Raw genomic sequence first — 18,718 nt, 5'->3', positions numbered from 1 at the left:
AGCGCGTGAAAAACTGTCAGGCCGCCAGTAAGTGCGGCCCGATCTCGCTGACCGAGCGCACGCCGGTCAGGACCATATTGGTACGCAAGTCCTTCTCCATGATCTGCAGCAGGCGCTCGACCCCGGCCTGGCCCTGCGTGGCCAGCGCATACACGAAGGCGCGCCCCAGCAGGACGCCGTCCGCCCCCAGCGCCAGCATCCGGAACACGTCGGTCCCGGTGCGCACGCCGCCGTCGGCGAAGATCGTCATCTGCCCCTGGACCGCGGCCGCGATGGCCGGCAGCACCGAGGCGCTGGACGGCGCACCATCGAGCTGGCGCCCGCCGTGATTCGACACCACGATGCCGTCGGCGCCGAAGGCCAGCGCATCGCGCGCGTCCTCCGGATCGAGGATCCCCTTGATCACCAGCTTGCCCTGCCACTCGTCGCGAATCCATTGCAGGTCGGGCCAGGCAATGCCGGGATCGAAATTGGCGCCGAGCCAGCCAATGTAGTCGGCCAGGCCGGTAGCGCTGCCGCGATAGGCCGTGATGTTCCCCAGGTCGTGCGGACGCCCGAACAGGCCCACGTCCCAGGCCCAGCGCGGATGCAGCGCGGCCTGCAGCATGCGCCGCAGCGGCGCGTTCGGCCCGCTCATGCCGCTGTGGGCGTCGCGGTAGCGCGCGCCTGGCACCGGCATATCCACCGTGAACACCAGCGTGCGTGAGCCGAGCTCCCATGCACGGCGCATCACGTCGCGCATGAAGCCGCGGTCCTTCAGCACGTAGAGCTGGAACCAGATCGGGTGCGCGGCCTGGGCCGCCACCTCGGCCAGCGGGCACACCGAGACGGTCGACTGGATGAACGGGATGTTGCGGTGGCAGGCGGCGCGCACCGCCTGCACCTCGCCGCGCCGGGCATACATGCCGGTCAGGCCCACCGGCGCCAGCGCGATCGGTAGCGAATAGCCTTCTCCGAACCACTGCACGCCCAGGTCAAGCTGCTCGGAGCCGCGCAGCACGCGCTGGCGCAGCCTGATCGCCTGCAGATCGTCGACGTTGCTGCGCAGCGTCTGCTCGGCGCCGGCGCCGCCGTCGAGATAGTGGAACAGGAAGGGAGGCAGCCGGCGGCGCGCGGCCTGGCGGAAGTCGGTGGCGGACGAAATGATCATGTACGAGGTCGAGATGGGCAGATGATGAGCAGATGAGCGGATCGAATCCGCAGTCTACGCCGTCGCCCGCCTCCTCGTCCATCGACAGGGCCGGGATAATCAGTGTCCTGATCGCGCGCGCGGTATTGACATGGGCCGCAAACGCTCAAGCGCCTGATTAAATGGACCACGAAGCCGCCCGCCCGTTGACACTCCCCGAACGGAAAATGAATACTCGGCCGGGCAAGCCTTGATCAGCGACAGGATAACCATGGCGTCCTCCTCCCAATACCAAGCACTCAAACGTGGCACGGCCCTCGCGCTGCTGGCACTGGCCTGCACCGCCTGCGCCACCCCTGGCCGCCAGCTCGAACCGCTCGATCGCGGCGTCGTCGCGATCCACACCGGCGACGGCAATTTCGTCAGCTGGCGCGCGCTCGGCCCGGAAGACCCGGCCACCACCTTCAACCTGTACCGTGACGGCGTGCGCCTCAATACCACGCCGCTGAGCGCAACCAACTTCGTCGATGCCGGCGCCGCCGCCAGCGCGGCCTACAGCGTACGCGCCGTCAGCAAAGGGGCGGAGAGCGCCGTCGACGCGGGCGCCGGCGCCACCTGGCCGCAGCCGTTCAAGACCATCCCCTTGCGCAAGCCCGCTGGCGGCGTCACCCCGGACGGCGAAGCCTATACCTATGGCGTCAACGACGGTTCCGCTGCCGACCTCGATGGCGACGGCGTCTACGAATTGCTGGTCAAGTGGCAGCCGACCAACGCCCACGACAACGCCCATCGCGGCTACACGGGTTCGACCCTGATCGACGCCTACCGCCTGGACGGCACGTTCATGTGGCGCATCGACCTGGGCAAGAACATCCGCGCCGGCGCCCACTACACGACCTATCTCGCCTTCGACTTCGACGGCGACGGCCGCGCCGAACTGATGGCCAAGACCGCCGACGGCACGGTCGACGGCGTGGGCAAGACTATCGGCGACCCGGCGGCGGACCATCGCAACAAGGCCGGCTACATCCTGGCCGGCCCGGAGTTCCTGACCGTGTTTGACGGCCGCACCGGCGCGGCCCTGGCCAGCACCGACTACACGCCGCTGCGCGGCGACGTCGCGGCCTGGGGGGATGCCTACGGCAACCGGGTCGACCGCTTCCTGGGCGGCGTAGCCTACCTCGACGGCAAGCGGCCGAGCGCAGTCTTCGCGCGCGGCTACTACACCCGCGCCGTGCTCGCGGCCTGGGACTGGCGCGACAACAAGCTCACCCAGCGCTGGGTATTCGACAGCGACCTTCCTGCCAATGCGGCCGCCGCCGGCCAGGGCGCGCACTGGATGGCCGTGGCGGACGCCGATGGCAACGGCCGCGACGACATCGTCTACGGCGCCGCCACCATCAGGAGCGACGGCACGCTGATGTACAGCACCGGCCTGTGTCACGGCGACGCCCTGCACGTCGGCAAGCACGACCCCAGCCGCCCCGGCCTGCAGGTATTCATGGTGCACGAATCGCCATCGTGCTACCGCGGCAACGGCGCCGAGATGCACGACGCCGCCACCGGCAAGGTCTTGTGGGGCATCGCCAGCAGCATCGATGTGGGACGCGGCATCTGCATGGACATCGATCCCGCGCACCCCGGCAACGAGTGCTGGGCCGCGATCGGCGGCATCAACGACCCGGCCGGCGGCCTGGTGAACGCCGCCGGAGTGCAGATCTCGACTACCCGTCCGCGGGCCTACAACTTCGGCCTGTGGTGGGATGGCGACCTGCTGCGCGAATCGCTCGACGGCACCCGGATCGAAAAATGGAACCCGCAGGCGCAGCGCCTCGAACCGCTGCTCGATGGCGCGAAACATGGCGCCGCCTCGATCAACGGCACCAAGGCCAATCCCGTGCTGTCGGCCGACCTGTTCGGCGACTGGCGCGAAGAAGTGGTCTGGCGCAGCGCCAACGACGAGGCGCTGCTGGTGTTCTCGACCACGGCGCCGACCCGGCACCGCATCCCGACCCTGATGCACGACACCCAGTACCGGGTGCAGGTGGCGGCGCAGAATGCCGCTTATAACCAGCCACCCCACCCCAGCTTCTTCCTCGGCGAAGGCATGACGCTGCCGCTGCAGACTTCCGATCAATCCAGATAGAGCTTTCGATATGAATCTTCGCCTGACCCTTCCCCTCGCCGCCGTCGCCGCGCTGTTCTCCTTCGATGCCAGCGCCTTTGATCGCCTGAGCGTGACCGCCAGCCATGCACTCGACATCGCGCGCCCGGCCGAGACGATCTCGGTCCCCTGGGCCCGCGTCAACGACGCCCTGCCCCAGGCACGCTCGCAGCAACTCGTGATCAAGGACGCCGCCGGCCGCACCCTGGCCTACCAGGTGACCAATGTCGACGCCACCGCCAAGGACCCGAAGATGATCGGCGCCGCTTATGGCGAGCTGCTGTTCCAGTATGACTTCAAGGCCGGCGAGAAGTCCGCCACCTTCACGATCGAGAAGTCCGGCGCCACCGTGCCGCCGTTCCCGCCCAGGACTTATGCGCGCTTCGTCCAGGAGCGGCTCGACGACTTCGCCTGGGAAAACGACAAGCTGGCGCACCGCGCCTATGGCCCCGCGCTGAAGGCGCCGGCCGCGCCGGGCAGCGACAAGGAAGTGCTGGTCACCAGCGGTCTCGATATCTGGTTCAAGCGGGTGCCGTATCCGGTGGTCGACCGCTGGTACAACATCGGCCACGACCACTACCATGAAGACCAGGGCGAAGGCATCGATATGTACAACGTCGGCCCGACCCGCGGCGCCGGCGGCACTGGCATCTGGGATGGCAAGCAGCTCCACGTCGGCGCCAACTACCGCGAGTGGCGGATCCTGGCCAATGGCCCGATCCGCACCGTGTTCGAACTGCACTACGACGCCTGGGATGCCAACGGCGCCAAGGTCGCGGAAGTCAAACGCTTCACGGTCGACGCCGGCCGTTATTTCGACCGCATCGACAGCACCTTCACCTTCAGCGGTCCGGCCACGCTCAATGCCGCCGTCGGCCTGCATAAGACGCCAAGCGACAAGGGCCAGGAAGTCAGGGTCGACTTTGCCGAGAACAAGGCGGACGGCAGCCTGGTGCAATGGGTCACGCAGCGCAGTTTCGGCGACTTCGGCGTGGCGGTGATCGTGCCGTCGGCATCGGCCTTCGCCTCCGATGCGCGCAACGGCCTGGTGACGGCGCCGGTCACGTCGGGCAAGCCGCTGCGCTACCACGTCGGCGCCGCCTGGACCCGCGGCAGCCCGTTCGCGACCCAGGCGCTGTGGCAGAAGCACGTCGCCGACGAGGCGGCGCGCCTGCGCTCACCGGTGAGCGTAAGCCTGGCGGCGGGACGCTAAGCAGTGGCCCCGCTGTCCCGACGCACCTTCTTCAAGACCGGCGCGCTGGCCGCCGCATTGCCGCTGGGGGTGAACGCCGCACAGGCCGATGCCGCGCCGGCCGCGCCGGCCGCGCCGGGCAGCGTGGAACTATCCTGGCTCGAAGGCAGGCCTGGTTTGATGACCGGCGCCACCTTCGGCGTGCCCTGGCCGCGCGGCGCGCTGCGCAATGACCAGGCCTTCGTCCTGTCGGGAGACAACGGCGACCTGCCCTGCCAGAGCTGGCCGACCGCCTACTGGCCGGACGGCTCGCTGAAGTGGACTGCGCACGCGCTGCCAGCCATGGATGCGGCGCCCGGGCGGCTGCGACTGCGCCCGGGTAACTCGGGCGCCAAGGGCGGCAAGCAATTGACGGTCAAGGAAAGCCCCGACGCCATCGTGATCGACACCGGTGTCATCGAATGCACGGTCCCGCGCCAGGGCGCCGAGATCGTGCGCAGCCTGCGCCGTGGAGGACGCGACATCGCGCGCGCCGGCAAGCTGGTCGCCCTCTGCGACGATAGCCCGGACGGCAGCACCCGGCAGACGGCCTACGAAAGCCGGCTGCAGCGCGTCACGCTTGAGCAGCGCGGCCCGCAGCGCAGCGTGGTCAAGGTCGAAGGCATGCACCGCACGCAGGACGGCGGACGTTCCTGGCTGCCGTTCGTGCTGCGCCTGTATTTCTACGCCGGCGCCGAATCGGTGCGCATCATGCACACCTTCGTATTCGACGGCGACGAGCAGAAGGATTTCGTGCGCGGCCTCGGCCTGCGCTTCGACGTTCCCCTGGTCGACGCCCCGCACGACCGCCACGTACGCTTCGGCGGCGAGGCCGGCGGCCTGTGGGCCGAGGGGGTGCGCAATCTCACCGGCTTGCGGCGCGATCCCGGAGAGGCGGTGCGCAAGGCGCAACTGGCCGGCCAGGCGGTGCCGCCGGTCGCCGAGCGCGTGAACAAGTCGCTGCACCTGATCCCGGCCTGGGGCGACTACAGCCTGGCCCAGCTCTCGCCCGACAGCTTCCGCATCCGCAAACGCACCAAGGCCGGCCATGGCTGGATCGACGCCGCCTGGGGCCGGCGCGCGCCGGGCCTGGGCTATATCGGCGGCGCCAGAGGCGGCCTGGCCTTCGGCATGCGCGACTTCTGGCAGCGCCATCCGACCCAGCTCGACATCCGCAACGCACACACGGACGCCGCCCAGGTCACGCTGTGGATCTGGTCGCCCGAAGCGCCGGCGATGGACTTGCGCTTCTACCACGACGGCATGGGCATGGAAACGCATGCCGACGAGCTGCAGGCGCTGGACGTCACCTACGAGGATTATGAAAAGGGCTTCGGCACGCCGGTCGGCGTGGCGCGTAGCAGCGAGTTTACGCTATGGGCCCTGGACACGACGCCGGCGCGCGAGCAGCTGGTGCGCATGGCGACCCAGGTCCAATCCCCGCCGCAGCTGTGCGCCGCGCCAGCCCATATCCTGGCCACACGCGCCTTCGGCAATCTGTATGGCCTGCCGGACCGCTCGACGCCAGCCAAGGCCAATATCGAAGACCGGCTCGACGCCCACTTCGCGTTCTACCGCGACGAGGTCGAGCAGCGACGCTGGTACGGCTTCTGGGACCATGGCGACGTGCGTCATACTTATGATGCCGACCGCCACGAATGGCGCTACGACGTCGGCGGCTATGCGTGGGCCAATTCGGAACTCTCGCCCGACCTGTGGCTGTGGTACGCCTTCCTGCGCAGCGGCCGCGCCGACATCTTCCGCATGGGCGAAGCCATGGTGCGCCATACCACGGACGTGGACACCTACCACCTGGGCCGCTTCGCCGGCCTGGGCACGCGCCACAATGTCCAGCACTGGGGCTGCAGCGCCAAGCAGGTGCGCATCAGCACCGCGGTCTACCGCCGCATGTACTATTACCTCACGGCCGACGAGCGCACCGGCGACGTGATGCGCGAGCTGCTGGACGCCGACCTGCGCCTGGATGCGGTCGACCCGGTGCGCAAGCTGCCGAACCAGCCGCCCAAGGGACCGTATCCGGTGCGCGCCAGCTTCGGCACCGACTGGGCGTCGCTGGCCGCCAACTGGCTCACCGAATGGGAACGCAGCGGCGACATCCGCTACCGCGACAAGATCCTGACCGGCATGCGCGATATCGCCGCCATGCCGCACGGTTTCTTCAGCGGCGAACGCATGGGCTATGAGCCCCGAACCGGGCGCCTGCACAATATGGCCGGCGACAGCGTCAAGGCCTCGCACCTGAATGCCGTGTTTGGCGCAGTGGAAGTATTCGACGAGCTGATCGCCCTCACCGGAGATCAAGCCTTCGAGCGCGCCTGGCTCGATTACTGCGCACTGTATAACGCGCCCAAGGACGAGCAGCAGCGCCGCCTGGGCAAGCCGCATGGCGGCTCCGATGTGCTGGTGGTCGGTCACTCCCGCCTGACGGCGTATGCGGCCTGGCGGCGCAAGGACCCGGCGCTGGCGCGCCGCGCCTGGCATGAGTTCGCGGGCGTGCGCCCCTATCCACCCTTCGTGGCAACCAAGGTCACTGGCGCGGCCACGCTCAATCCAGTCACTGAGGTGCCGTGGGCCACCACCAACGACACCGCGCAATGGGGCCTGGCCGCGATCCAGAACCTGGCGCTGATCGGTGACGCCCTCTGACCCTTTTATCCGATCCGCCATGACCCACACTTTCCACGCTCTCTGCCTGGCGGCCGGCGCACTGCTGGCGGCACAGGCGCACGCCGCCGCGCCCGCTCAATACGTGTTCGGCGACGCCGACGCTCCCGCAGGCTACACCCGCGTCGCCCACGGCACACCTTACGATGCGGGGCGCGGCTACGGCTTCGAGGACGGCGGCAGTTATTTTTCGGTCCGTCTCCCCGAGGGCAACTACGCCGTCACCGTCGTGCTGGGCCATGCCACGCAGCCGACGGCGACCACCGTAAAATCGGAGCTGCGCCGGCTCATGCTCGAGAACGTGCCGGCAGCCGCCGGGCAGCGCGTGCTGCGCACCTTCGTCGCCAATGTGCGCACCGCGCGCATCGCCGCCGTTCCCGGCGTCGCGGCCGGCGCGGTCGCCCTCAAGGCTCCGAGAGAGACCGAGTCCGAGGCCTGGAACTGGGACGAGCGACTGACCCTGGAGTTCAATGGCGATCCAAGCGCCGTCCAGCGCCTCGAGATCGTACCGGCCAGGGTGCCGACCATCTTCCTGCTGGGCGACTCGACCGTCAGCGACCAGCCAGGGGAACCATATAACAGCTGGGGCCAGATGCTGCCGCGCTTTTTCGGTCCCACCGTCGCGGTATCGAACCACGCGCAATCGGGCGAAACCTACCGCGACTCGATGGCGCGCCGCCGCATCGACAAGATCCTGAGCATGATGCAGCCGGGCGACCTGCTCCTGATGCAGTTCGGCCACAACGACCAGAAGCAGATCAAGGATAACCGCAGCGGCCCGTTCACGACCTACAAGGCCGAGATCAAGACGCACGTGGACATGACGCGTGCGCGCGGCGGCCTGCCGGTGATCGTTTCGCCGGTCGAGCGCCGCGCCTTCGACGCCGCAGGCCAGGTCAAGCCCTCGCTCACCGACTATGCCGAAGCGGCACGCCAGTCGGCCCGCGAGCTGGGCGCACCCTTCATCGACCTGAACGCGATGAGCAAGACCATGTACGCCGCCCTCGGCGTCGAAGGCTCCAAGGCGGCGTTCGCATCGCCGGCGCCGGGAAAGCTGGACAATACCCATCACAACCCCTATGGCAGCTACCTGCTGGCCAAGTCGGTAGCATTGGGCATGCGAGAGGCGAAACTTGCGCATGCCGCCCACCTCGTGCCCGACTTCCGTTTCGACCCCGCCCATCCCGATCCGATGGCTGGCTTCACGGTGCCGCCCAGCCCCGGTCGAACGCAACCACGGCCGCTCGGCGACGACGGACAGCGCGAAGTGACCACCGGGGCTGCTCGATGAAGCGCCGTACCACCCTGGCCCTGCTGGCGAGCGGCCTGCTCGGCGGATGCGCCGTTCCGCGGTCGGCCAGTCGTTCCACCGAAGACCAGGCTTACCTGTTCTCTTACTTCCTGGGCAACGGCGCCGACGGCCTGCATTTCGCCGCCAGCCGCGACGGCTACCACTGGGAGGCGCTGCGCGGCGGCGCCAGCTTCCTGGCGCCCACCGTCGGCCCGACGAAGCTGATGCGCGACCCATGCATCGCGCGCGGGCCGGACGGGCTGTTCCACATGGTCTGGACCAGTGGCTGGAACGATACCGGCATCGGCTACGCGTCATCGCCAGATCTGGTCCAATGGTCGAACCAGCGCAGCCTGCCGGTGATGGCGCACGAACCGACGGCGCTCAATGCCTGGGCTCCCGAGGTGTTCTACGACGCCGGAAACGCACATTTCCTGATCCTGTGGTCATCGACGATCCCGGGCCGCTTCCCCCGGACCGAGGCCGGCGGCGACGCTGCCGGCGACAAGAAATACGACCACCGCATCTACGCCACCACCACCAAGGATTTCTCCAGCTTCACGCCGACCCGGCTGTTCTACGATCCGGGTTTCTCGGTGATCGACGCCACCTTCGTGCGGACACTGGGTCGCGACTGGCTGGTGGTGAAGGACGAGACCCGCCATCCGCCGCGCAAATACCTGCAGGTCGCACAGGCGGCGAGCCTGGACGGCCCGTTCGGCACATTGAGCACACCGATCACGCCGGCGGGCCTGTGGGCCGAGGGACCGAGCGCGCTGCAGGTTGGCGACGAGGTGCTGCTGTACTTCGACGCCTACACCGCCGGCCACTACGGCGCGCTACGCTCGCGCGACATGCTGCACTGGGAAGACGTCAGCACGCGCATGCGCTTTCCGCCCAAGATACGCCATGGGACCGCCTTCGCGGCCCCGGCGAGCCTGGTGGAGCGGCTCAGGGCGCTGGCGCCCTGAGGGTGAAGGTCAGTCGCGGCCGCCCTGGAACATCAGGCCGCTGTCGTTCAGGCCGAACTTGAACTTCTTGTTCATCTCGATGATCTCGGCGCCGGCCAGCAGGGCCGGACCGTAGCCGTGCGCCGCCTTCACGCTGGTCGGCCGATAAGCGTAGAAGGCCGGGTCGAACGCCATCCCGGTACCCACGCAGATCCCTTCGATCTGGCCGTTTTGCGTGACCTTGCTGGCCACCGCATTCCAGGCCAGGTTGGCCATTGGACCATACATCTCGGGTTCGACGTAACCGCGGTTGACCGCGCGTGCGATCGCGTAGGCATAGATCGCGGTGGCCGAAGTCTCCTGGTAGGTGTCGTTGCGGTCGATCAGCTGGTGCCAGAAGCCGTCGCGGGTCTGGTAGCTGGCCAGGCCACGAATGTGCGCGCGCAGTTGCTCGAGCACGGCGTTATAGCCCTTGTGGGTTTTCGGCAGCACTTCGAGCACCTCGACCATCGACATCACCGCCCAGCCGTTGGCGCGGGCCCAGCGCAGCTCGGGGTGATCACGCTTGCCCTCGACGTAGCCGTGCATGTAGATGCCGAGCTTGGGGTTGAACATGCGCTTGGAGAACTGCTGCACCTGGCGCACCGCGTCGTCATAATATTTGCTGTCGCCCGTGGTCTTGCCCAGGTAGGCCATGGTCGGCACGCCCATGAACATATCGTCCAGCCACAGGGTGTCCGGCAGCGGGCGCATCTTGCGGCCGCCTTTTCCGTCCGGGCCGCCGCGCGCCAGCGTGCCGTCCTTCAGGCGGTACTCTTTGTTGGTGACGAAGTCACCGCACACGCCGATCATCTGGCCGTAGTCGACCTTCGAGCCGGCCACTTTGGCCTTCAGGAAGCTGTGGCACAGCGCACCCGCATCGTCCAGCGCATGCGGGTTCAGGAAGCCCTTGATCGGCGCATGCGCGTTCTGTGCATCCGCCTTCACCGCCGGCAGATAGGCGCGGGTCAATTGCGACAGCAGGGTGTGACGCTTGGTCATGTAATCCTGGTAGCGGGTGTCACCGGTGGCCTGGGTCGCGGCCAGCATGCCGATATAGGTCACGCCCCATTCATAACTGTTCAGGCGAAAGTCGCCGGGTTTGAGCACGGCGTTCGGATTGGCCGACGCCACATCGGTGATGGCGGCGCCCGTGGTCTTGTCGATCAGCTCCGCCGGCGTGGTGCGGTCCAGGTAGGCGAACACGCGATCGAGCACGGCCTTGATTTCGGCCGCTTCCATTGCGCGGTAAGGTGTCGGGTACTTCACGTCGAGCGCATGCAGCATGGCGTCGGCCGGGGCCGGCCCTTTTTCTTGCGGCGGCGGCGCGTCCTGCGCGATCGCATTCAGGGAAAACGGGAACAGGCCCGCCACGAGTATGGCCATCAGGGTGTGGCGCGGCTTCGATGATTGCATTGCTTGTGTCTCCTTTTATTGGATTTGGTGGATGGTCAGTCCGGCGATGGTCTGGCGCGACCACGTGGTGCGGAAACCGAAATACCCGCGCGTGAGCGGCCGCGGGTCGTAATAAGTGAAGGCGTCTCGGCCGTCCACGCGCATGCGCGTGCAGCCGTCGCGCACCGCGATCTCGACGCGGTAGTCGCGATTGGGTTCGAGCAGGAAGTCGCGGCCCAGGCGCTCGGCGACCAGCGCGCGCTCGCCGCCGCCGTAGCGGCGCATGCGCGTGGTGGTGTTGCCGTTGCCGCCCATGCCGGCGTAGTACAGCTCCAGGTTGTCGTAGTCCTCGAATTTGCCGGAGCGGGTGAAGAGCGAATCGCGCGCCGGATCGCGCGCCATCCAGAACTGGTTCAGGTCCGACAGGCGGTCGTTCGGCCCGCCGTCCATCACCACCCGGCGCGTGTAGGCGATCAGGAGGTTGCCCGACAGGGGCTTGTCGAGCCACACGGTGGCGCCCGAATCGACGTCGATCAGCAGGCGGCCGTCGCGGTTGGCGACGACGTTGCCGGGTTTGCGCGCATATTCGCTCACATAGCCGGTCAAGGAGCCATTGAAATCATCCTGATGGAGCAAGGCGCCGCGCTCGCCCCAGCGCACGCAGGCTTGCGGCGAAAAATAAGCGTCCAGCGGGTTACCCGGCAGCGCTGCGAGGCCGGCGACGACTTGACGCGCATTGAATTCGGCGCCAGCGGCATTGGTATGGGTGCGAGCGTCCGAGAAGAAGGTGTCGACCGTCGCCGCGCCGATGTCGCGATAGGCGTCCGAGACCAGCATCGTCAAGTCCATGAAGTGGGCGCCGCCGGCTTGGGCCACCTGCCGGCCCCAGTCGGCGAAATTGGCGAAATCGCGCTCACCCTGCCACTTGTCGCGGTGCGGGATGGGCGCGGCAATGACCACGGTGGCGCCCTTTTCCCTGGCGTCGGCGACGTAGCGCGTCATATACCAGCCGAAGCTGTGCACCTGCTCCTTGCTGCCGTCCGGGCGGGTATCCTCGACCGTCTCGGGACCGATGCCGGGTGCGGAAGCACGATTCTTCGAGGCCGGGTCGCCGATGCGGCCGCCGTCGTTATGGCCGAACTGGATCAGCACCACGTCGCCGCGCTTGAGCTGCGCCCTGACCCGCTCCCAGCGGCCCTCGGTAAAGAAGGTGCGGCTGCTTCGACCGCCGATCGCGGCATTGACCACATTGATCTTGCCGGTATCGAAATACGGCGCGATGCGCTCGCCCCAGCCGATCGCCCCGTTCTGGCCACCGCTCTTGACGGTGGAATCGCCGACCAGGAACAGGGTCGGCAAGGACGGATCGCGCGCCGCCTCGTCGCGCACGGTGCGCGCATCGACCACCGGCCGCACGTCGTCCACCGGTTTCAGGAAAGTCTTCATGCGCGGGTCGCCCAGCTTTGCCAGCTCGGTCGCCACGACCTGGGCGTTCAGGACCGCGCCGGCCCAATTGGTGTGGACGCGCTCGTCCGGCACGGTGGCCGGAAACAGCGCCATGACGGCATCACGCCCCATTGCATCGTAGCGGGTCGCCACGATTTCGTTCAGGTCGATGAAACCCACCTGTTCGCTGCGCGCCACCTCGGCCGCCCAGCCCGCGTAATCGGCGCGATTGCGGCGCACCTTGCCCCCATCGTCGCTCCACGCCTTGCGCGGGACCAGCGAGGCCACCACCGGCGTCGCCCCCTTGGCGCGGATGTCGGCGATATATTTGCGCAGATACCAACCGTAGCTGTGCACCGTCTCGCGCTGGCCGGTCAGGAGGTTGTCGATCTCGGTGGACTCTTCACCCACGCCGCGGATCGTGCCGCGCGCGCGCTTGTCGTCATTGACCGGAGATGCGTCGTTGTGCCCGAACTGCATGATGACGACGTCGCCCGCCTTGACCAGGACCAGCGTGCGCTCCCAATGCCCGCTGCTGATGTAAGTACGGCTGGACAGGCCGCCCACGGCGCGGTTTACCAGATTGACGCGTGCCGCATCGACGTGGGCCGCCAGCGGATTCCCCCAGCCCCACTGCCCCTGAGCGCCCTTGCCCTGGCCGTCGTCGTGGCCGTTGCGCACGGTGGAGTCGCCGATCAGGATGATCGAAGGCAGGGCCGGGTTGGCCGGTTCGGGGAGCACGACCTGTGCGCGCGCAGGGTCGGTGTTCACAGCAGCCGACTGGCCTTGTGCATGGACCGGCGCGATGGCGCAGGCCAGCACCAGCCATGCGAATACCCGCTGTAGGGCGCGCGAAACAGTCATTGCCACGGTCTCCGTCGGTCGTTGTTATAGGCAGATTCTATGCGGCGCGATCAACCACGGCAGTCAATACGCAGAAAGAATCAGCAATATGATTGGAAATGAGCAACTCGTACTGTAACAATGAGCGGACAACATCCACAAGACGGAGACACCCTCATGCGACCCCTCATGCATTCCGCGATCGGCCTGGCCGTCGCGCTGCTGCTGTGCGCCGACGCCTCGGCCCAGATCGGCAAACGCTTTCCCTCCGAGCGCAAGCTCGTCAAGGATCCGGTCACCGGCACCGAACTGACCTTCCTGACCAGCAAACCGCACGGCGACTCGAAGATCTATCCAACCCACCCGCAGTGGACGGCCGATGGCAAGTGGCTGGTATTCCGCTCGCGCCTGGCCGGCAGCGAGGCGCTTGCGGTGAACGAAGAGACGGGCGACCTGGTGCAAGTGACCGAGGGCGGCTACACCGGCATGCTGAACCTGGCGCAGAAGTCGATGAAGCTGTACTACATGCGCAAGGCAGATGCTGGCTTGCAGATCGTCGAAACCGATCTGGCGCGGGTACTGGCCGACAGCGCCGCCAAGCGCATGCAGCCCGCGGCGACCTACCAGCGCGTGGTCTCCAACCTGCCGGCCGAACTGGAAGCCGGCGGCGACCTGGCGCTCGACGCCGATGAAGAGTGGGTTTACTTCAAGGTCGGCCCTGGCCAGGCCGCCAAACACCTGGCGCCGGGAACGAAAATCGAGCCGGCCTTCGGCCCGCGCAAGATGGGCGCCGGCCCGCAAGGCATCGCGCGCCTGAACGTGCGCACCGGCGAGATCAAGCATGTGGTATCGGTGCCGTTCCAGGTCGGCCACATCCAGGCCAATCTATGGAATCCGGGTGAGATCGTGTTCTGCTGGGAGACCGGCGGCAAGTCGCCGCAGCGCACCTGGACCGTCCGCGCCGACGGCAGCGGCCTGCGTCCGCTGTATCCGGAAGCGCAGTACGAATGGGTCACGCACGAGGCGGTAATCACGAAGGACGAGGTCGCGATGGCGATCATGGGGCACCGCGCGATTCCGGGCGCGGCGGCGTCGGTGGCCGGCCCCGCCACCGACGTCGGCGGCGCCAACCCGGGCCAGGACGACGGCTGGGGCGCCACCGGCACCCGCGAAAAGCCGACCGGCCTGGCGATCGTCAACCTGCGCACGCGCCAGATGCAGATCGTCGGCCAGACCGAGTCTGGCAGCGGCCTGTGGCACGTGCACGGCTCGAGCGACGGCCGCTTCGCCGTCGGCGATGACTTCAGCCGCAGCGTCTACCTGATCGACCGCCGCAACCGCGAGATGATGATGCTCACCACCGGCCACAAGACCACCGCGGCCGACCACCCGCACCCGACCTTCAATGCCGACGGCACCCGCATCCAGATCCAGTCGGCCATGCTGTCGGAAGACGGCCGCTCGATGAATATCGTGGTGGTGCCGGTGCCGAAGGCCTGGCTCGAACGCAGCTTCCCGGCGCGCTGACCCGGATGGGAAAACGGCCTGGCAATGCCAGGCCGTCGGATCAATCTGAATCAAGCCAGGTGAAACACCTGGGTCAGCGGCCACTCCTTCGGCCGGTTGCCCGGCTCGACCTCCATCAAGTCGGCCATGTAGTCCCACCACTTGCGCATCACCGGATGATCGGGCAGCGGCCCGAGCTCGTGCCCCGGATGCAGCTTCATCACCGCGAACAGGTCGAGCGTCGCTTCGTCGAGGAAGATCGCATAGTCGTGGATGCCGGCGTCCGACAACAGCGCAGCCAGCTCGGGCCAGATGGCGTCGTGCCGGCGACGATACTCCGCCTCGTTGCCGGCCGTGAGCTTCATGCGGAAGGCCCGCGTGGCGTGAACGCTCATGATCAGACGATCCCGCTGCCGCTGGCGCCGGCCTTTGCCGGGCGCAGGCCGGCCACGCGATCGCGGTAGCCGCTGGCGCGGTAGCAGGCCACCGGATCGGCGGCGCCACCCGCACGCACGCGCGCCATCGCCAGGATCGGGCTGACGTCGGTGCGGAAGGCGCGCTTCAGGGTCTGCGCCGCTTCCAGCACGTCGTTCTGCTCCTGCAGGCCGGTCAGAACGGCGCGGTCGACCAGGGCCGACTGCACGAAGGCGCGCTGCACCTCGGCCGCACTGCTCATCAGGCTCTCGATCGGATCGGTCACATTGTGCGACTGGTCCAGCATATAGGCCGGCTTGAAGGCCTCGCCCTCGCGGCGCGCCGCATCGGCCAGCTCGTTAAACACAAGGAACAGCTGGAACGGGTTGATCGAGCCGGAATCCAGGTCGTCGTCGCCGTACTTGCTGTCGTTGAAGTGGAAGCCGCCAAGCTTGCCGAACTGCGCCAGGCGCGCCACGATCATCTCGATATTCGTGTTCGGCGCATGGTGGCCCAGGTCGACCAGGCACTTGGCCTTCGGCCCCAGCTCGGTGGCGCAGGCGAAGCTGGTGCCCCAGTCGGCGATGGTGGTGGCATAGAACGCCGGCTCGAACAGCTTGTGCTCGATGAACACGTTCCAGTCGCTCGGGAGCGCGGCGTAGATCTCGCGCATGCTGTCCAGGTAGCGTTCCAGCGCGCCGCGCAGATTGTGCTGGCCGGGGAAGTTGGCGCCATCGCCGACCCACACGGTCAGCGCCTGCGAGCCGATCGCACGGCCAATCTCGATGCATTCGATATTGTGAGCCACTGCCTGCGCGCGCACGGCGGCGCTGGTCGAGGTGAGGCTGCCGAATTTATAGCTCTGTTCCTGGCCCTGCTGGTCCTGGAAGGTATTCGAATTGACCGCGTCGAAGGCCAGGCCCAGCGCCTTGGCCGTTTCGCGCAGCTCCGATGCATCGGTCGGTTTGTCCCACGGGAAGTGCGGCGACACGCTCGGGGTGGCGCGCGTCAGCTGGTGGATGACGGCGCAGTCTTCCAGCTTCTCGAACACATTGCGCGGCTCGCCGTGGCCCGGGAAGCGCGCGAAACGCGTGCCGCCGGTGCCGGCGCCCCAGCTGGGCACCGACACGGCGAAGGTTTGCGCCAGCGCGGTCAGTTTGTCGATGTCCAGGCCGCGGCGCGCCAGCATGCCGCCCAATCCCTCGTAGTCGGCCTGCAATTGCGCGTCCAGTTTGGCGTTCTGGTCCGCGACCAGGCCAGCGTCGATTACGCTTGTCATTCTCGTCTCCTCCATGCAGGCGGCATAAGCCGCCGATGACCGGTAACGCGACCTTGATGGGTCGGCGTCCCGGCTTGTTGTGATGTCTTGCTATCTTAGCGTATCGATCGTGGTCAGCGGGTGAAGGCAGCGGCGTTGCCGGCATCCACGTTCAGGATGTTGCCGGTGCTCTTGCCCGACTTGTCGCTGGCGAAGAAGTACACGGCTTCGGCGATGTCTTCCGGCAGCACCGACAGCTTGAGCATGCTGCGCTTGCGGTAGAACTCCTCGACGTCGTCGGCTTCGATCTTGTTGGAGGCAGCGCGTTCTTCCTTCCACTTGCCGTCCCAGATGCGCGAGCCACGGATCACGGCGTCCGGATTGACCACGTTGACGCGGATGCCGTGTTCTGCGCCTTCCAGCGCCACGCAGCGCGCCAGGTGCAGCTCGGCCGCCTTGGCGGTGCAGTAGGCCGAGGCGCCGGCTGATGCTACCAACCCATTTTTGCTGCCCACGAAGACCATGCTGCCGCCCAGCCCTTGCTGCTTCATGATGCGGAAGGCGGCGCGGGAGGCCAGGAAATAGCCGGTGACGAGGATGTCCTGGTTGCGCTTCCAGATGTCCAGCGTGGTCTCGTCCAGCGGCGCTGCCGAGGCGATGCCGGCGTTCGAGATCAGCAGGTCGACGCCGCCGAAGCGCAGCGACGCCGCTTCCAGGATGCCGGCCACTTCTTCCTCGCTCGTGATATTGGCGCGCACGGTGCCGATGCTGTCCTTGCCAGCCACCTTGACCAGGTCCTTCCCGGCCTGCTCGAGCGCCTCGGGGTCGATATCGGTCACCATCACGCAGGCGCCCTCTTGCAGCAGCTGGCGCGCGACCGCCTGGCCGATGCCGCCGGCGCCGCCGGTTACCAGCGCGATGCGTCCGGCCAGGCTTTTCGGCTTGGGCATGCGCTGCAGCTTGGCTTCTTCGAGCAGCCAGTATTCGATGTCGAAGGCTTCCTGTTCCGGCAGGCCGACATAGGTGTCGACGCCGTTCGCGCCGCGCATCACATTGATGGCATTGACGTAGAACTCGCCGGCGATGCGCGCCGTGGCCTTGTCCTTGGCAAAGGACAGCATGCCCACGCCCGGGATCAGGTAGATGATCGGGTTGGCGTCGCGGACCTTCGGGCTGGTGGCGCGCTTGCAGCGCTCGTAATACGCGGTGTAGTCGGCGCGGTAGTCGACCAAGGCCTGGTCGAGACTCGCCGCCAGGCGCTCGAAATCGGGCGCGCTTGGGTCGAAGTCCAGCACCAGCGGGCGAATCTTGGTGCGCAGGAAGTGGTCCGGGCACGAGGTGCCCAGCGCGGCCAGCGGCGCCAGGTGGGCGCTGCTCACGAATTCGAGCACGGCGTCGCTGTCGTCGAAGTGACCGAGCTTGTACTCGTCCTTGCTGATCTTGCCACGCAGGAGTGGCATCAGGCGCGCCGCCAGCGCCGCACGCTCGGACGCCGGCAGGATCGGGCTGGCCTGGCCGCCGAACACCGGCTGCTGGACGTTCTGCGCCAGCCAATCCTCGGCGCGCTTGATGATCGCCAGCGTGGTCTCGTAGCACGACTGCGAGGTATCACCCCAGGTGAACAGGCCGTGGCCTTCGAGGATGATGCCTTTCAGCTGCGGGTTCGCCTGCGACACCGCTTCGAGCTTCAGGCCCAGGTCGTAGCCCGGACGCTGCCATGGCAGCCAACCCAGCTCGCCCTCGAAGATCTTCGCGGTGAGCTCCCTGCTGTTCTTGCAGGCGGCGATCGCGATGCAGGCATCCGGGTGCATGTGGTCGACGTGGCGCCGTGCGATATAGGCGTGCAGTGGGGTGTCGATGCTGGCCGCGCGCGGGTTCAGGTTGAAGGTGCAGTGCGGCAGGTAGCCGACCATCTCGTCCTCGTGTTCGAGGCCGCGGTAACGTCCCTTGAGCGCATGCAGCTTGCTCATGTAGAGGGTCGAGAATCCGTCCAGCTTGATGCTGCCCAGGTCACCGCCCGAGCCCTTCACCCACAACACCTCGACCTGCTCGCCCGACAGCGGGTCGATCATATCGATCTTGGCCGAGGTATTGCCGCCACCGAAATTGGTGATCCGCAGGTCGGAACCCAGCAGGTTGGACCGGTACAGCAGCAGTTCCGGCTCACTCAGCGTGGCCGCGACGGCTTCATCCCAGCGCGAAGTGATCGGTTCGCGCTGCTTCGTTTCGCTCAAAGCGCCCATCAATATCTCCTAGTTGATTGTTTTGTCATCGAATCGATGCGTCTCTTCCATGTCCTGCGTCCGCATGCTGATCGGGCAGCGCTACGGCATCGGCAGACAGTAGAAAGCAGCGGCCCACGGGGTG

12 protein-coding genes are annotated in these 18,718 nt (G+C 67.2%); 6 read left to right on the top strand and 6 right to left on the bottom strand.

All coding sequences use genetic code 11. The annotated features are described in order from the left end of the window. Positions 1-16: 16 nt before the first annotated feature. Positions 17-1,150, bottom strand: coding sequence for an FMN-dependent L-lactate dehydrogenase LldD (lldD, locus tag SOM28_RS02885; RefSeq protein ID WP_123068346.1), 1,134 nt, complete (start codon positions 1,148-1,150; stop codon positions 17-19). Positions 1,151-1,400: 250 nt separating this feature from the next. Here lldD and SOM28_RS02880 point away from each other — a divergent pair, with 250 nt between their 5' ends. The 5 genes from SOM28_RS02880 to SOM28_RS02860 are packed head-to-tail and all read left to right on the top strand — an operon-like array spanning position 1,401 to position 9,471. Then, positions 1,401-3,275, top strand: a complete 1,875-nt coding sequence (locus tag SOM28_RS02880) for a rhamnogalacturonan lyase (protein ID WP_320467119.1) — start codon at positions 1,401-1,403, stop codon at positions 3,273-3,275. A gap of 10 nt (positions 3,276-3,285) precedes the next feature. After that, a complete protein-coding gene (locus SOM28_RS02875) occupies positions 3,286-4,506 on the top strand; it encodes a DUF4861 family protein (protein WP_320467118.1) in 1,221 nt (406 codons plus the stop codon). Positions 4,507-4,509: 3 nt separating this feature from the next. Further along, a complete protein-coding gene (locus tag SOM28_RS02870; RefSeq protein ID WP_320467117.1) occupies positions 4,510-7,191 on the top strand; it encodes an exo-rhamnogalacturonan lyase family protein in 2,682 nt (893 codons plus the stop codon). A gap of 19 nt (positions 7,192-7,210) precedes the next feature. After that, positions 7,211-8,500: a rhamnogalacturonan acetylesterase gene (locus SOM28_RS02865; RefSeq protein WP_320467116.1), complete on the top strand. Its 1,290-nt coding sequence runs from the start codon at positions 7,211-7,213 to the stop codon at positions 8,498-8,500. Beyond that, positions 8,497-9,471, top strand: a complete 975-nt coding sequence (locus tag SOM28_RS02860; RefSeq protein WP_123068351.1) for a glycoside hydrolase family 43 protein — start codon at positions 8,497-8,499, stop codon at positions 9,469-9,471. Before SOM28_RS02865 ends, SOM28_RS02860 begins: the two co-directional genes overlap by 4 nt. Before the next feature lie 9 nt (positions 9,472-9,480). Here SOM28_RS02860 and SOM28_RS02855 read toward each other — a convergent pair whose 3' ends face one another. Next, positions 9,481-10,905 (bottom strand): glycoside hydrolase family 88/105 protein, encoded by a 1,425-nt coding sequence (locus tag SOM28_RS02855; protein WP_320467115.1) that lies wholly within the window; start codon positions 10,903-10,905, stop codon positions 9,481-9,483. 15 nt (positions 10,906-10,920) lie between these two features. Then, positions 10,921-13,194 (bottom strand): DUF6250 domain-containing protein, encoded by a 2,274-nt coding sequence (locus tag SOM28_RS02850; protein ID WP_320467114.1) that lies wholly within the window; start codon positions 13,192-13,194, stop codon positions 10,921-10,923. Positions 13,195-13,350: 156 nt separating this feature from the next. Between SOM28_RS02850 and SOM28_RS02845 the strand changes: the two genes are divergently transcribed. Further along, positions 13,351-14,700 carry a TolB family protein gene (locus SOM28_RS02845; RefSeq protein ID WP_123068354.1) on the top strand — a complete coding sequence of 450 codons (1,350 nt, stop codon included), beginning with the start codon at positions 13,351-13,353 and terminating at the stop codon, positions 14,698-14,700. A gap of 50 nt (positions 14,701-14,750) precedes the next feature. Here SOM28_RS02845 and SOM28_RS02840 read toward each other — a convergent pair whose 3' ends face one another. The 3 genes from SOM28_RS02840 to SOM28_RS02830 all read right to left on the bottom strand — a co-directional run bounded on the left by SOM28_RS02840 (position 14,751) and on the right by SOM28_RS02830 (position 18,594). Continuing rightward, a complete protein-coding gene (locus SOM28_RS02840; RefSeq protein WP_123068355.1) occupies positions 14,751-15,074 on the bottom strand; it encodes an L-rhamnose mutarotase in 324 nt (107 codons plus the stop codon). 2 nt (positions 15,075-15,076) lie between these two features. Next, positions 15,077-16,372 (bottom strand): L-rhamnose catabolism isomerase, encoded by a 1,296-nt coding sequence (gene rhaI / locus SOM28_RS02835; protein WP_320467113.1) that lies wholly within the window; start codon positions 16,370-16,372, stop codon positions 15,077-15,079. Positions 16,373-16,485: 113 nt separating this feature from the next. Then, positions 16,486-18,594 (bottom strand): bifunctional rhamnulose-1-phosphate aldolase/short-chain dehydrogenase, encoded by a 2,109-nt coding sequence (locus tag SOM28_RS02830; protein ID WP_320467112.1) that lies wholly within the window; start codon positions 18,592-18,594, stop codon positions 16,486-16,488. Positions 18,595-18,718 lie beyond the last annotated feature (124 nt).

This window comes from Massilia sp. CFBP9026 (genome assembly GCF_034045165.1).
In the GTDB taxonomy this organism is placed as follows: Bacteria; Pseudomonadota; Gammaproteobacteria; order Burkholderiales; family Burkholderiaceae_D; genus Telluria; species Telluria arenae.
The sequence above is the reverse complement of the archived record's forward strand: the minus strand, read 5'-3'. Positions and strand labels throughout refer to the sequence as shown.

Coding starts and splice junctions, on each gene's coding strand:
- SOM28_RS02850 (WP_320467114.1), bottom strand. CDS start 13,194: ATGACTGTTTCGCGCGCCCTACAGCGGGTATTCGCATGGCTGGTGCTG.
- SOM28_RS02865 (WP_320467116.1), top strand. CDS start 7,211: ATGACCCACACTTTCCACGCTCTCTGCCTGGCGGCCGGCGCACTGCTG.
- SOM28_RS02845 (WP_123068354.1), top strand. CDS start 13,351: ATGCGACCCCTCATGCATTCCGCGATCGGCCTGGCCGTCGCGCTGCTG.
- SOM28_RS02855 (WP_320467115.1), bottom strand. CDS start 10,905: ATGCAATCATCGAAGCCGCGCCACACCCTGATGGCCATACTCGTGGCG.
- rhaI (WP_320467113.1), bottom strand. CDS start 16,372: ATGACAAGCGTAATCGACGCTGGCCTGGTCGCGGACCAGAACGCCAAA.
- SOM28_RS02880 (WP_320467119.1), top strand. CDS start 1,401: ATGGCGTCCTCCTCCCAATACCAAGCACTCAAACGTGGCACGGCCCTC.
- SOM28_RS02860 (WP_123068351.1), top strand. CDS start 8,497: ATGAAGCGCCGTACCACCCTGGCCCTGCTGGCGAGCGGCCTGCTCGGC.
- lldD (WP_123068346.1), bottom strand. CDS start 1,150: ATGATCATTTCGTCCGCCACCGACTTCCGCCAGGCCGCGCGCCGCCGG.
- SOM28_RS02830 (WP_320467112.1), bottom strand. CDS start 18,594: ATGGGCGCTTTGAGCGAAACGAAGCAGCGCGAACCGATCACTTCGCGC.
- SOM28_RS02875 (WP_320467118.1), top strand. CDS start 3,286: ATGAATCTTCGCCTGACCCTTCCCCTCGCCGCCGTCGCCGCGCTGTTC.
- SOM28_RS02840 (WP_123068355.1), bottom strand. CDS start 15,074: ATGAGCGTTCACGCCACGCGGGCCTTCCGCATGAAGCTCACGGCCGGC.